This is a genomic window from Marinobacter sp. EhC06, assembly GCF_001650915.1.
GTDB lineage: Bacteria > Pseudomonadota > Gammaproteobacteria > Pseudomonadales > Oleiphilaceae > Marinobacter.
In genome coordinates this window covers 40226-53002 of the sequence record NZ_LXYO01000038.1, presented here as the reverse complement: position 1 = coordinate 53002, position 12777 = coordinate 40226, and the positions used below count along the sequence as shown (strand labels likewise).

Sequence of the window (12777 nt, the reverse complement as noted above, 5' to 3'; positions counted from 1 at the left end):
CGGTTCCCCGATTTTGGTTCTGCGTTTTAACGAGCCATTCTACCCTACCACGCTGGCGTGGCCACTGTAGCTCTCTTCAGGTTATAGTGGACGGTTGTTGTTCAACTAATAGACAGGTCATGTTGTTGGAACTGGAAACCTTCACCGTCGAAACAGCCCTGGACGCAGCTACGCAGCTGCGCAAGGTACTGGCCGCCAGAACTCACCGGCGCAAGGTGATGGGCCAGGAAGTGCTGGTGCCCGGCCAACTCGGCGAAGCTCTGCAGTTGCCACGAATCATCAACCGACTTCAGAGCAAGCAACAGAGGCAGCGGGACCTTGGCCTTGAGGATTTCCAGGAGCTCTGGCCTACGCTGTCGCCACAGACACGGGAGAGAGTACTGGAGGCAATTGGCTGGTATGACCCGAAGGAGCTTGACTGGGATGACAAGCGCTCTAACCGTCGGCCACTGGTCGATCCAGACAGTTAAGCCGTATAAATACGGCATCCCGACTTTGAAATGTCATACTCGGCCCATATGTTGGGCAGTATCAGGAGGATATTTATGACACAACCACAGCATTACACGGCACTTCTGGCTGAGGGCAGCGCGGTTCCCACCCTGCTGTGCGGCCACTGCCACTCGATTCTGTCCAGGGCCCGCATTTTCAGGAACCAGGGTGACCAGCACCAGGATATGGAATGCCGGACCATTGGCCTTTGCTCAGCCGACGATTGCGGCGCAGTCAATTGCTGTGACGAGGCTCTGGCCCGCGTTGACAACCCCGAACGCCTGTTCGGCATTGCGTCCTGATTCAAAGCGGCAACGCTCTGTTACGCAACTCAAACACACAAATTTTCCATCTGCTTTATCCTGATCTTCGACGATTGTATTAGGGCATTCTGTTCACCGGATGCCGCCCGGCAATCACGCACCCAATCAGTCAGGACAGTCGATGGCATGCGTATTCTGAGAACCGATGAAGCCCGCTTCGCAGGTCTTCCGGATTACCCCTTTGCTCCAAACCATCTCGACGTAGAACCGGGTCTCCGGATGCACTACGTTGACGAAGGCCCTAGAAACGCCTCGCCGGTTCTCATGCTCCACGGCGAACCATCCTGGTCCTACCTGTACCGGCACATGATCCCTCTGGTGGCCGAGGCCGGTCACCGCGTCTTGGCCCCGGATCTGATTGGCTTCGGCAAATCCGACAAGCCGGCGTCGGTTGCAGACTACAGCTACGGCCGCCATCTCACGTGGCTGGCCAGTTGGCTTGAACAGCTCAACCTGACCAATATCACCCTTGTGTGCCAGAACTGGGGATCGCTGCTGGGCCTGCGACTGGCCGCGGAACACCGTCAGCGATTCAGCCGGATCATCGTCGGAAATGGCATGTTGCCGACCGGCGAAACGCCCGTTCCAGCGGTATTTTCCATGTGGAAGGCCTTTGCCACCCACAGCCCCTGGTTCCCGGTCGGTCGTATCGTGCAACTGGGTACCGATCGCACCCTGAGCAAAGCTGAAATTGCCGCCTACGAAGCCCCATTCCCATCAGCAGAGTTCAAGGCCGGAGCCAGAGCGTTTCCAAAACTGGTTCCGACTGAACCGGACACACCGGACAGCGACGCCAACAAGGCGGCCTGGCAGGTCCTGGAGAAGTGGAAAAAACCCTTCATCACCTGCTTCAGCAGTGGCGACCCGATTACCCGGGGCGGCGACAGGCACATGCAGCGCCGGATTCCCGGTGCCCACGGCCAACCTCATATCACACTCAGAGGCGGGCACTTTCTCCAGGAAGATTCACCGGAAGATTTCGCCCGCATCATCATCGATGCCCTTAAATCGGAAATGGCGGCCTGAACCGCCATTTCCGTCAACCGAAGACCGTTACCGTCTGGCGACTCAGCGCTACCAGCTCGCCTCTGGCGGTCCATATCCCGGCCTGGGTGTGGCCGTAACCGGCGCCCGCCTGATCAATGGCAACCTTGTACAGGAGCCAGTCACCCGGCTCCATGACCGGTCTCGGATGCACGATATCCAGCGCCCAGCTCAGGGAACTGGTTCGCACACGTTGTTTTACATAGGGCAGGACTGCGGGAGGCCAGGCATCTACCAGGGCAACAATATGGGCATCAGAGAACGACTCCGGGGTTTTCCGGAACTGCATCCAGCCACCCAGTTCCCGACCGCCCTTGCCACTGAATGGCAGGTTTCCAAAAGCCCAGCGCATCTCAATCTGCTGGATGAATTCCGGGGTCACACCTTCTATATAATCCAGCCCAGGGCATTGATCGACCGGTGGTGCCTCGGGCGCCGGAAGGGCATCCACCTGTACCTCCGACTCCCGATCTCCGCCAAAGCTGGCCAGGCAGACCAGCCGGGTTTCTCCTTTCTGGACAATGCGCCCCTGCACCTGACTGACCGCCTTGCCCTCACGCAGAATCTCGGCTTCGAAACCTGCAGGCACTTCCGGCTCCACTGGCCCCACGAACGATACCTGCAATGACCGCATGGCTCGTCCCTCGGCAACAAGCTTTTCCATCCGCTCGAACATCAGCGCAGCCGTAAGACCACCGAATGTGGCTCTACCCTGGGACCAGCTCCCGGGCATTACCAGTTCCTCATTGCCACGGGCCGCCCGCAATAATTCGTCAAAGGTCATCTCAAGTTCCTGTTAGCAACCTATCGGGATAGATACGAAGCCTGCCGAAGATCGGACGGCAACGCAATGGGCCCGTCCCCGGCAACTACCTACAGCCCCGCCCGGGTTTAGCGTATTAAAGCAACAACAAAACCGCTATAATGGCCGCACATCATGCATTGCCCGGCAATGCTCTACCTCCCGAATTCCGAGTGAATCAATGTCTGAATTGTCCTTTGCCGAACTGGGGCTTGATCCAGCCGTACTTGAAGCTGTGTCCGCCGTTGGCTATGAAACCCCGTCTCCCATCCAGGCCCAGGCGATCCCCGCGCTGCTGGCCGGCAACCATCTGCTGGGCGTTGCCCAGACCGGTACCGGTAAAACCGCGGCGTTTGCACTGCCTCTGCTGAGCCGGATTGACGCCTCTGTTACCGATCCCCAGATTCTGGTTTTGGCCCCAACACGGGAACTTGCCATTCAGGTGGCGGAAGCTTTCACCACCTACGCCAGCAAGTTCCGGAATTTCCACGTTCTGCCCATTTACGGTGGCCAGGACTTTTATCCTCAGATCAAAGGCCTGCGTCGCGGTGCCCAGGTGATCGTGGGCACCCCGGGCCGAATGCTCGACCACCTCCGTAAGGGCACCCTGAAGCTGGACAGCCTGAAAGCGCTGGTTCTGGACGAAGCAGACGAAATGCTGCGCATGGGCTTTATCGACGACGTGGAAGCGATCCTGGCGAAGACGCCGGAGAACTGTCAACGGGCATTGTTCTCAGCCACCATGCCACCGCAGATCAAGAAAGTGGCCCAAACCTACCTGCGAAACGCCACGGAAGTTCGTATCGAAAGCGAAACCCGCACGGTCGAGCGTATTTCCCAGTTCGTTCTGCCGGTCTATGCTGAGCGCAAGCTGGATGCCCTGACCCGCATTCTGGAAGTTGAGCCGATTGATGCCGCCATTATTTTTGTGCGCACCAAAGCGGAAACCACCATGCTGGCCGAAAAGCTTTCTGCTCGGGGCCATGCGGTCGCGCCCCTGAGCGGTGACCTGAACCAACGCCAGCGTGAACAAACGGTTGAAGATCTGAAGCGCGGGAAGAAAGACATTATCATTGCCACCGACGTGGCAGCACGCGGTCTGGACGTGTCCCGTATCACGCACGTCATCAACTACGACGTTCCTTACGACACTGAAGCGTACATCCATCGGGTTGGCCGCACTGGTCGTGCCGGTCGCGAAGGCAAGGCGATTCTGCTGGTAACACCCCGCGAGCGTAGTTGGCTGCGAACGCTTGAACGCGCAACAAACTCGCCGATGGAAGCTTACGAGTTGCCGTCTCCCGTCGAGCTCAAGAAAATGAGGGAGCAGCAGTTCGAATCCCAACTGCTGGGCTTTGCGGAAGACAAGAAGTTGGCAAAGGCGATGTCGCTGCTGGACGAAATCGCCGAGCGCAATGACATGGACATGGCCATGGTAGCCGGCGCCCTCGCCTGCTGGATGGAAGCAGCTCAGCCAGGCTCCCTGCCCCTAGAGCAGCCAGAGGCCTTGCCAACCGTGTCGGCAACACCTCCCCGCCGTGATCGTAAAGGTGGCGGCGGCCGTCCGGGCGAGAATCGCAAGGGACCGAAAGGCGGTTTCAAGAAAGGTGGCCCGAAGGGTCGTGGCGGCCCCGGTGGTCGAGGCAAACCGCCCGGCAAGGGCGGCAAGCCCGCAGGCAAGCGCCCTCCTCGTCAGGCTTAAGCCTGACGCTGATAGACCACGAAGCTGTAGTCGTAAGGGTTGTTATCGGACGCGGAGAAATCCTCCCGTCCGATTTCTTCCCACTCATCCCAGTTCACTTCCGGAAAAAACGCATCCCCGTCCACCTCAGCGTGCACCTGGGTGATGTACATGCGATCAACCATCGGCAATGCCTCGGCGTAGATCTGCCCGCCACCGATAATCATCACTTCGTCGCCACCTTCCAGCTCCGCCTGCGCCTCGGCCTTCACCAGCGCTTCGGGCAAAGACTTCGCAGCCACCGTTCCGGTTGGTGCTTCCCAGGCTTCATTCCTGGAAATCACCACGTTCATTCTTCCAGGCAATGGCCGGCCGATGGAATCCCAGGTCTTCCTGCCCATGATAATAGGCTTGCCCATGGTGGCCTGCTTGAAATAACGAAGGTCACCCGGAAGATACCAGGGCAGTTTGTTGTTACGGCCAATAACCCGGTTACGGGACATGGCAACGATCAGGGCTTTTCTCATGTACTCGTCTCTTCGGGGTTCGGTCAGATGGCAATGGGCGCCTTGATGCCCGGATAGGGTTCATAGCCCTCGAACTCGAAATCTTCCAGCTCGTACTCGAAGATGCTCGCGGGCTTCCGTTTGATCACGAGTTGCGGCAGGGCCCGGGGTTCGCGCTTCAGCTGCTCGAAGACGATGTCATCGGTCAGGTGGTTCTGGTAAAGGTGGCAATCGCCAAAGGTATGCACAAACTCACCGACATCCAGGTCACACTGTTGGGCGATCATGTGCGTCAGCAAGGCATAGGAGGCAATATTGAACGGCACCCCCAGGAACAGATCGGCGCTGCGCTGGTACAGCTGGCAGGAGAGCTTGCCCTCGGCCACGTAGAACTGGAACAGGCAGTGACAGGGCGCCAGCGCCATACGGCCCTCGCGAACATTATCCTGTGGACCAATGGATTCGTCCGGGAGTTCCGCCGGGTTCCAGGCAGAGACAATCAGGCGGCGGGAGTTGGGCTTGGTGCGAATCTGTTCGATCACCTCGCTGATCTGGTCGACCACCTCGCCATTGGGGCACTGCCAGCTCCGCCATTGTTTGCCGTAGATGGGCCCAAGGTCGCCGTTTTCCAGGGCCCACTCATTCCAGATCGAGACCTTGCGCTCGCGCAGCCAGGTGTTATCGGTGGAGCCCCGGAGAAACCAGAGCAGTTCGAAAATGATGCTGCGCAGGTGCACTTTTTTGGTGGTTACCAGAGGAAAGCCTTCCTGCAGGTTGAAGCGGATCTGACGACCGAACACTGACCGGGTACCAACACCGGTGCGGTCCCCCTTGTCGAATCCGTTATCAACAACGTCTTGCATCAAGTCGAGATAGGCTTTCATCGGGGTTGTCTCCGGTAGGCAATAAACATCAGGGCGGCGCCGGCAACGATCATCGGGAAGGACAGTACCTGCCCCATGGTCAGCCAGTCAAAAGCAAGGTAGCCCAGCTGTGGATCCGGCTGGCGCACGAATTCCACCAGGAACCGGAACACGCCGTAGCAGATCAGGAACAGACCAGACACTGCCATGGTCGGCCGCTGCCTGGATGAGAACCACCACAGGATGACGAACAGGGCGACACCTTCCAGGGCAAACTGATACAGCTGGGAGGGATGCCGGGCGAGCGAATCCGGCGCCGTGCGAAACACCATGCCCCAGGCAACGTCGGTGGGCTTGCCCCACAACTCGCCGTTGATGAAGTTTCCGATCCGCCCCGCGCCAAGACCCAGGGGCACCAGCGGCGCTACAAAGTCGGCCATGCGCCAGAAACCGCTGCCCACTTTGCGGCCGTACCACCACATGGCAAACATCACGCCCAACAAACCGCCGTGGAAAGACATGCCGCCTTCCCAGACCCTCAGCAACCAGAGCGGGTCAGCCAGGAAGGCGTCAAAGTTGTAAAACAGGACATAGCCGAATCGGCCGCCCAGGATCACCCCGAGGGCAAGATAGAAAAGCAGGTCACCCATCTGCTCTTCGTTGATGGGCGACCAAGGCTTACGGGTGCGGATGCGCCCAAGCCACCAGCCGGCCACAAAGCCGAACAGATAGGTCAGACCATACCAGTGGATCTTGAGGGGACCGATGGCGATGGCCACCGGATCAATCTGGGGATGCTGCAGCATCAACTACCTCTCAGCTCAGGAGAAAACGGAGCCCCACCAGCAGGAGCATGATGGAGAAAGTACGCTTGAGAATCCGGGCGTTCAGCCGATGGGCCAAGTTGGCGCCAATCCGGGCAAAGAAAACGCTGGTGAGAATAATACCGATCAGGGCCGGCAGATAAATGAAGCCGGCGCTCAGTTCCGGCAGCGAGGGATTGTGCCACCCTGTCCAGATGTTACCCAGAGCACCCGCAATGGCGATCGGCAGGCCGCAGGCAGCCGATGTGCCCACCGCCTGCTGCATCCGCACGTTGCACCAGCTCAGATAGGGAACCGTAAGAGTTCCACCGCCGATTCCGAAAATCGCCGAAGCCCAGCCGATACCGCCGCCGGCAACGCCCAGACCGGCGGTGCCTGGAACGTCCCGACCGGGCTTGGGGTCGACCTGGAAAAACATTTTCAGGCCCACCAGGATCACGAAAATGCCGATGACGAGCTCCAGGGCGCGCCCGCTCATCAGGGACGCGGTCCAGGCGCCAACCAGGGCGCCGGCCACAATCCCCGCAGTCATGGGCCGGAACAGATCCCAGCGCACGGCGCCATGTTTGTTATGGGATCGGATGGAGCTGACCGAGGTAAAAACGATGGTCGCCAGGGACGTGCCAACCGCCAGATGGGGAATAATGTCCGGATTGATACCCTGCAGACCAAAACTGAACATCAGCACAGGCACGATAATCAGCCCGCCGCCAATGCCAAACAGGCCCGCAACGGTGCCTGCCAGGGCGCCAAGAGCCAGATACGATGCTATTACATAAAACAGGGTCATAGTTTGAGACGCACCCGGGGAAACCAAGGCTGGTATGATACACAGCGCACGAGTCAACTTCATTAACTCCGGGAGCGAGCCCCTCCACCATGTGCCTGATCGCCTTTGCCCTTGGCCAGAACCCTCATTTCCCGCTGGTTGTTGCCGCCAATCGGGATGAATTCTTCCGTCGCCCGACGGCCGCCATGGACTGGTGGACCACAGAATCCGGCACCCGCGTGCTTGCCGGCCGCGATCTGCTTTCCGGGGGCACCTGGCTTGCAGTTAATGCCGATGGCGAGGTCAGTGCTGTGACCAATGTACGGGAAGGCACACCGGAAACCGGTCGAATCAGCCGGGGCGAACTGCCCTTGCGGGCCCTCTCCGATTCCCGGGATCGGCTTGAGGGCTATCTGCTCGATGAGGCCGATCAGTTTTCCGGCTTCAACCTCGTTCACCTGACCACGGGAGACGGCTGGTATTTCAGTAACCGGGATGCCCACCCCGGCCGGCGGATCCACCGCGGGGTCTACGGCCTGAGCAATCACCTTCTGCAGACACCCTGGCCCAAACTTCTGCGCCTCCGACAGGCCGCCGGGGACACCATTGCCGCTGCCGGCCGCGACGCAGAAAGACTGCACCACGAATTGATTCCTCTGCTTCAGGACAGCACGCCGGCACCGGACCACCTGCTGCCTGACACCGGCGTTGGGCTGGAGACCGAGCGCTTCCTGTCGTCCCCTTTTATCGTCGGCTCAGATTACGGCACCCGTGCAACCACCGTGGTCACCGTGTCTGCCAGCGGCGACATCGAGGTAACCGAACAGAGCTGGGGCCCGGACGCCGAAACCGGTGAACGCCGTCACTTCCATTGGCAGCGATAGCGATCAGGCTCTGGTATAATCCGCGAAATTCTGCCACCCGATCGGAGGGCCCCTGATGGCCGGTGAACAAGGCGCCACATCGATAGCCGATTTTGAGAAATCTCTTGATGAACTGGAAAAGCTGGTTCGCGATCTGGAACAGGGTGAGCTGTCTCTCGAACAGTCCCTGACGGCGTTTGAGCGGGGTGTAAAGCTGACCCGTGAATGTCAGCAGGCACTGAAGAGCGCAGAACAGCGGGTCGAACAACTGGTCCAGAACAGTGACGGCACCCTGGAAACCCGCCCCTTTTCTCCGGATGATGCTGACTGATGTCCGGACCGAACCCGCTTGCCGCTGATTTTCTGGAAACCTGCCGGGCCCGCGTCGATGCGGAACTGGACAGGTGCATTGCTCGTGATTCGGCCTCCGGCCGGCTACAGGAAGCCATGCGCTACAGCGTCCTGGGCGGCGGCAAGCGAATCCGGCCGGCGCTGTGTCTTGCGGCGGCAAAGGCACTGGGACAAACCGGTGAAGAGGCCCTGATTCCGGCCTGCGCGGTGGAACTGATCCATGCCTATTCGCTGATCCACGATGATCTGCCGGCCATGGACGACGACGAATTACGCCGCGGACGGCCCACTACCCACATTGCCTTCGACGAAGCCACTGCCATCCTCGCCGGAGATGCCCTGCAAGCGCTGGCCTTCGGCTGGCTTGCCGAGGCTCCGGGATTATCGGAATCCGTGCGTCTGATCATGGTCAGGGAACTGGCCCGGGCCAGTGGCCACGGCGGAATGGTTGGCGGTCAGGCCATTGATCTTGAATCGGTGGGCAAGAGCCTGGCACTGGCCCAGCTTGAAACCATGCACCGGCACAAGACTGGCGCGTTGATCGAGACCAGCGTGCGGATCGGCGCCCTGACCGCGCCGTCGGTCAGCGAGCAGGCTCTGGCCTCTCTTACACAGTATGCCAAGGCACTGGGACTGGCCTTCCAGGTTCAGGATGATCTGCTGGACATAGAAGGAGACACCACGGTCATTGGCAAACCCCAGGGTTCGGATGTCGCCCGCGCCAAACCCACCTATCCCGCCCTGCTTGGCGTGGCCGGCGCCCGGGAGCATCTGGCAGCTCTGCTCGAGAATGCCCAGGAAAGCCTGCGGGCATTCGGCTCAGAAGCAGACCCGCTGCGGGCGATGGCCGATTACGTGGTGGCAAGAACCCATTGAACCGCGGCGCCCCGAAGGCGCACACTGGCCGTAAATATTTTCGTAACAACTGGCCCGGTTTGTGTGAAACAGCCTCCCCTGTTCCCTTATAATGCCAGTCAGTTACTGAACGTACCGGAAAAGACCCGAGCAGATGCAGGATACTTATATTTTCAAGGAAATCCCGTCACAGCGGCCCAACACGCCGCTGCTGGACCGGATTGACGAACCGGCCCAGCTGAGAGAGCTGGCCCCGGAGCAGCTTACGCAGCTGGCCCGGGAGCTCAGGGCCTTTCTGTTATGGTCAGTGGGCCAGACCGGCGGCCATTTCGGCGCGGGCCTGGGCGTGCTCGAGCTTACCGTTGCCCTTCACTATGTTTTTGATACGCCGAGCGACCGTCTGGTCTGGGATGTCGGCCATCAGGCCTACCCCCACAAGATTTTGACCGGTCGAAAGGACGCCATGGGCAGCATCCGTCGCAAAGACGGTCTGGCCGGCTTCCCGAAGCGGGCCGAAAGCGAATACGACACCTTTGGTGTTGGACACTCCAGCACCTCCATCAGCGCAGCACTGGGCATGGCCATCGCCGCGCGACTGCAACAGACCGGTCGCAAGAGCATTGCCGTCATTGGTGACGGCGCCATGACTGCCGGCATGGCATTCGAGGCCCTTAACCATGCCGGCCACCTGCACGCTGACATGCTGGTTATCCTCAACGACAACGACATGTCGATCTCCCGGAATGTTGGCGGACTGTCCAACTACTTTGCCAAACTGCTGTCCAGCCGCACCTACAATCAGGTCCGCGACAGCAGCAAGAAAGTTCTGCAGGGAGCGCCGCACCTGATGGCGCTGGCCAAGAAAACCGAGGAACACTTCAAGGGCATGATTGCCCCGGGCACCCTGTTCGAGGAGCTGGGGTTCAACTACATCGGCCCCATTGACGGCCATGACCTGCCCCTGCTGGTGGAAACTCTGGAGAACATACGCGAGCTGGAAGGGCCGCAGTTCCTCCATGTCGTAACCACCAAGGGCAAGGGCTTTGCGCCGGCTGAAGCCGATCCGATCGGCTACCACGCCATCAACAAGATCGAACCGGTTCCTCCCAGCAAGCCCGAACCGGTCAAGCCGAAACCGGCAAATCCGAAATACGCCAACGTCTTTGGTCAGTGGCTCTGTGATTCCGCCGAGCAGGACGAGCGCGTGGTGGGCATTACCCCGGCCATGTGTGAAGGCTCCGATCTGCTGGCATTCTCACAGCGCTTCCCGGAACGCTATTTCGATGTCGCCATCGCCGAACAGCACGCAGTCACGCTGGCCGCAGGGCTCGCCTGTGACGGCGCCAAGCCGGTGGTAGCCATCTACTCGACGTTCCTGCAGCGGGCGTACGATCAACTGATTCACGATGTCGCTATCCAGAATCTGGATGTGCTGTTCGCGATTGATCGCGCAGGCCTGGTCGGTGAAGACGGCCCGACCCACGCTGGCGCGTTCGACATCAGCTACCTTCGCTGCGTGCCGAACATGGTGGTGATGACACCGTCGGACGAGAACGAAACCCGCCAGATGCTCCAGACCGGCATGCTCTACGAAGGGCCCGCATCGGTGCGCTACCCCCGTGGCACGGGCCCCGGTGCCGAAATTCAGCAGGAACTGACGCCGCTTGAAATTGGCAAGGGCCGCCGGATTCGCAACGGCAAAGGTGTTGCCATCCTCAACTTTGGCACCCTGCTGGCGCCTGCTCTGGAGGCCGCAGAAGCCATCGGCGCAACGGTTGCCGACATGCGCTTCGTCAAACCCCTCGATGAGGAACTGGTGCTGGAACTGGCGGAGCAGCATGAGCTGCTGGTAACCCTGGAAGAGAATGCCATTGCCGGTGGTGCCGGCAGTGCCGTGACCGAATTCCTGAACAGCCGTCTGGTCGCCATGCCGGTGCTTCAACTGGGTCTGCCGGATACCTTCATGGACCATGGCAAGCATGGGGAACTGTTGACCGATTGCGGCCTGGATGCCAAAGGTATTGAATCGGCCATCCGCACCCGAATGGAGACCCTTCGCCACCAGAGCCTGAAGGTCGTCAAATAAGCAGAACGCTTACTTCAGAACCAAAAAGCCCGCGACTGTCGCGGGCTTTTTCGTATGCAGATGGAGGTCAAGGACAGGATCAGACCTCGGGATCGTCGTCCTGATGGGTCTCCAACCAGTGGCCGAGCTTGCTCTGCTTGGTATCGAGGTAGTGTTCATTGTGGGGGTTGCGGCCCACGTGCAGAGGTACCCTCTCCGTGATGTCGATGCCGTAGGAGGAGAGCGCTTTGACCTTGCGGGGATTATTGGTCATCAGCCTCAGGCTCTTGATGCCGAGATGCTCCAGCATGTCCTTGCACATGCTGTAGTCGCGGAGATCGGCCGCAAAACCCAGACGCTCATTGGCTTCTACCGTATCGGCACCCTGATCCTGCAGGTGGTAGGCCCGGATCTTATTCAACAGGCCAATTCCCCGGCCCTCCTGGCGCAGATACATCAGAATACCCCGGCCTTCCCGGGCGATGCTTCGCAGCGCTTCTTCCAGCTGATAGCCGCAATCACACCGCATACTGTAGAGAGCGTCACCGGTCAAACATTCGGAATGCGTGCGTGCCAGCATGGGTTCGTCGCTATCCAGGTCGCCGAGGGTCAGGGCAACGTGTTCCTTTCCGGTGTCCGGTTCTTCAAAGCCGTGCATATCAAATACCCCGAACGGGGTCGGCAACCGGCAGGTCTGGATGTAACGAACAGCCACAGTGTTTCCTCGTGGTTCAGTCAATCGGGCCGCGCATTCTATCACGGGCCCGCCCGCTTGGCGTAGTCTCGGCACTGTCGCTCCTCCGGCGTGGTCTTGGTAACCAACACTTACGAGCGCGGAGGTCCGCCAGATCAGGCTTTATCGGCAACCCAGTGGCCACTACGACCGCCTTTCTTCTCCAGCAGACGCACCGAACCGATCTCCATACCACGGTCCACGGCCTTGCACATGTCGTAAAGCGTGAGTGCCGCAACGCTTGCCGCGGTTAGCGCCTCCATCTCGACTCCGGTCTGGCCGGACAGTTTGCAGCGGGTAAGAATATGCACAGAAGCGCCATCGCTGCCCGGGGTCAGTTCGACTTTCACCGATGTCAGGTTCAGTGCGTGACACAGGGGAATCAGATCATGGGTTTTCTTAGCGGCCATGATGCCCGCGATCCGGGCAACGGCCAGGACATCCCCCTTCGGATGCTCACCCTCAATAATCATGTTCAGGGTTTCCGGTGCCATGCGGATGGTGGCTTCCGCGCGTGCCTCACGCTCGGTGGCCGCCTTGTCGGTCACGTCCACCATGCGGGCTTCGCCCTTGTCATCGAGATGGGTCAGTTTGCTCACGGTATCT

The 12777-nt window shown here is 59.8% G+C and carries 15 protein-coding genes; 8 read left to right on the top strand and 7 right to left on the bottom strand.

Annotated elements, in window-relative coordinates:
• Positions 1-119 precede the first annotated feature (119 nt).
• The 3 genes from A8B84_RS20875 to A8B84_RS20865 all read left to right on the top strand — a co-directional run bounded on the left by A8B84_RS20875 (position 120) and on the right by A8B84_RS20865 (position 1841).
• A complete protein-coding gene (locus A8B84_RS20875; RefSeq protein ID WP_064227031.1) occupies positions 120-470 on the top strand; it encodes a hypothetical protein in 351 nt (116 codons plus the stop codon).
• A 75-nt stretch (positions 471-545) separates the two neighbouring features.
• Positions 546-794, top strand: a complete 249-nt coding sequence (locus tag A8B84_RS20870) for a hypothetical protein (RefSeq protein WP_064227030.1) — start codon at positions 546-548, stop codon at positions 792-794.
• Between the two features lie 147 nt (positions 795-941).
• On the top strand, positions 942-1841 hold the full coding sequence (locus A8B84_RS20865) for a haloalkane dehalogenase (RefSeq protein WP_064227029.1): 900 nt from the start codon (positions 942-944) through the stop codon (positions 1839-1841).
• 13 nt (positions 1842-1854) lie between these two features.
• Here A8B84_RS20865 and A8B84_RS20860 read toward each other — a convergent pair whose 3' ends face one another.
• Positions 1855-2643, bottom strand: coding sequence for an acyl-CoA thioesterase (locus tag A8B84_RS20860; protein WP_064227028.1), 789 nt, complete (start codon positions 2641-2643; stop codon positions 1855-1857).
• A gap of 199 nt (positions 2644-2842) precedes the next feature.
• On the opposite strand from A8B84_RS20860, the gene A8B84_RS20855 reads away from it, so the two are divergent.
• The gene (locus A8B84_RS20855; protein ID WP_062785656.1) at positions 2843-4363 is read left to right on the top strand and encodes a DEAD/DEAH box helicase; all 1521 of its coding nucleotides are present in this window, start codon (positions 2843-2845) and stop codon (positions 4361-4363) included.
• Here A8B84_RS20855 and A8B84_RS20850 read toward each other — a convergent pair.
• Genes A8B84_RS20850 through A8B84_RS20835 form a run of 4 tightly spaced genes read right to left on the bottom strand, consistent with a single transcriptional unit; the run spans position 4360 to position 7325 of the window.
• Entirely contained in the window at positions 4360-4869 is a 510-nt protein-coding gene (locus A8B84_RS20850; protein ID WP_064227027.1) for a dihydrofolate reductase, read from the bottom strand. The two genes, A8B84_RS20855 and A8B84_RS20850, sit on opposite strands and share 4 nt — an antisense overlap.
• A 23-nt stretch (positions 4870-4892) precedes the next feature.
• Positions 4893-5732, bottom strand: a complete 840-nt coding sequence (locus A8B84_RS20845) for a thymidylate synthase (protein WP_064227026.1) — start codon at positions 5730-5732, stop codon at positions 4893-4895.
• Complete coding sequence (lgt, locus tag A8B84_RS20840; protein ID WP_064227025.1) at positions 5729-6517, bottom strand: prolipoprotein diacylglyceryl transferase; 789 nt, start codon at positions 6515-6517, stop codon at positions 5729-5731. Before lgt ends, A8B84_RS20845 begins: the two co-directional genes overlap by 4 nt.
• Before the next feature lie 10 nt (positions 6518-6527).
• Complete coding sequence (locus A8B84_RS20835) at positions 6528-7325, bottom strand: sulfite exporter TauE/SafE family protein (protein ID WP_064227024.1); 798 nt, start codon at positions 7323-7325, stop codon at positions 6528-6530.
• An 89-nt stretch (positions 7326-7414) separates the two neighbouring features.
• Here A8B84_RS20835 and A8B84_RS20830 point away from each other — a divergent pair, with 89 nt between their 5' ends.
• The 4 genes from A8B84_RS20830 to dxs all read left to right on the top strand — a co-directional run bounded on the left by A8B84_RS20830 (position 7415) and on the right by dxs (position 11459).
• Positions 7415-8188: an NRDE family protein gene (locus tag A8B84_RS20830; RefSeq protein WP_064227023.1), complete on the top strand. Its 774-nt coding sequence runs from the start codon at positions 7415-7417 to the stop codon at positions 8186-8188.
• Positions 8189-8243: 55 nt separating this feature from the next.
• On the top strand, positions 8244-8498 hold the full coding sequence (locus A8B84_RS20825) for an exodeoxyribonuclease VII small subunit (RefSeq protein ID WP_008176478.1): 255 nt from the start codon (positions 8244-8246) through the stop codon (positions 8496-8498).
• Complete coding sequence (locus A8B84_RS20820) at positions 8498-9394, top strand: polyprenyl synthetase family protein (protein ID WP_064227022.1); 897 nt, start codon at positions 8498-8500, stop codon at positions 9392-9394. Before A8B84_RS20825 ends, A8B84_RS20820 begins: the two co-directional genes overlap by 1 nt.
• 133 nt (positions 9395-9527) lie before the next feature.
• On the top strand, positions 9528-11459 hold the full coding sequence (gene dxs, locus A8B84_RS20815) for a 1-deoxy-D-xylulose-5-phosphate synthase (protein ID WP_064227021.1): 1932 nt from the start codon (positions 9528-9530) through the stop codon (positions 11457-11459).
• 79 nt (positions 11460-11538) lie between these two features.
• Here the strand turns inward: dxs and ribA are convergent, their stop codons facing one another.
• Both ribA and moaC read right to left on the bottom strand, forming a co-directional pair.
• Complete coding sequence (gene ribA, locus A8B84_RS20810) at positions 11539-12153, bottom strand: GTP cyclohydrolase II (RefSeq protein ID WP_064227020.1); 615 nt, start codon at positions 12151-12153, stop codon at positions 11539-11541.
• A gap of 134 nt (positions 12154-12287) precedes the next feature.
• A complete protein-coding gene (gene moaC, locus A8B84_RS20805; RefSeq protein ID WP_064227019.1) occupies positions 12288-12770 on the bottom strand; it encodes a cyclic pyranopterin monophosphate synthase MoaC in 483 nt (160 codons plus the stop codon).
• Positions 12771-12777 lie beyond the last annotated feature (7 nt).

Coding starts and splice junctions, on each gene's coding strand:
- A8B84_RS20835 (WP_064227024.1), bottom strand. CDS start 7,325: ATGACCCTGTTTTATGTAATAGCATCGTATCTGGCTCTTGGCGCCCTG.
- A8B84_RS20855 (WP_062785656.1), top strand. CDS start 2,843: ATGTCTGAATTGTCCTTTGCCGAACTGGGGCTTGATCCAGCCGTACTT.
- A8B84_RS20860 (WP_064227028.1), bottom strand. CDS start 2,643: ATGACCTTTGACGAATTATTGCGGGCGGCCCGTGGCAATGAGGAACTG.
- A8B84_RS20845 (WP_064227026.1), bottom strand. CDS start 5,732: ATGAAAGCCTATCTCGACTTGATGCAAGACGTTGTTGATAACGGATTC.
- A8B84_RS20830 (WP_064227023.1), top strand. CDS start 7,415: ATGTGCCTGATCGCCTTTGCCCTTGGCCAGAACCCTCATTTCCCGCTG.
- A8B84_RS20820 (WP_064227022.1), top strand. CDS start 8,498: ATGTCCGGACCGAACCCGCTTGCCGCTGATTTTCTGGAAACCTGCCGG.
- A8B84_RS20865 (WP_064227029.1), top strand. CDS start 942: ATGCGTATTCTGAGAACCGATGAAGCCCGCTTCGCAGGTCTTCCGGAT.
- A8B84_RS20870 (WP_064227030.1), top strand. CDS start 546: ATGACACAACCACAGCATTACACGGCACTTCTGGCTGAGGGCAGCGCG.
- dxs (WP_064227021.1), top strand. CDS start 9,528: ATGCAGGATACTTATATTTTCAAGGAAATCCCGTCACAGCGGCCCAAC.
- A8B84_RS20875 (WP_064227031.1), top strand. CDS start 120: ATGTTGTTGGAACTGGAAACCTTCACCGTCGAAACAGCCCTGGACGCA.
- lgt (WP_064227025.1), bottom strand. CDS start 6,517: ATGCTGCAGCATCCCCAGATTGATCCGGTGGCCATCGCCATCGGTCCC.
- A8B84_RS20825 (WP_008176478.1), top strand. CDS start 8,244: ATGGCCGGTGAACAAGGCGCCACATCGATAGCCGATTTTGAGAAATCT.
- A8B84_RS20850 (WP_064227027.1), bottom strand. CDS start 4,869: ATGAGAAAAGCCCTGATCGTTGCCATGTCCCGTAACCGGGTTATTGGC.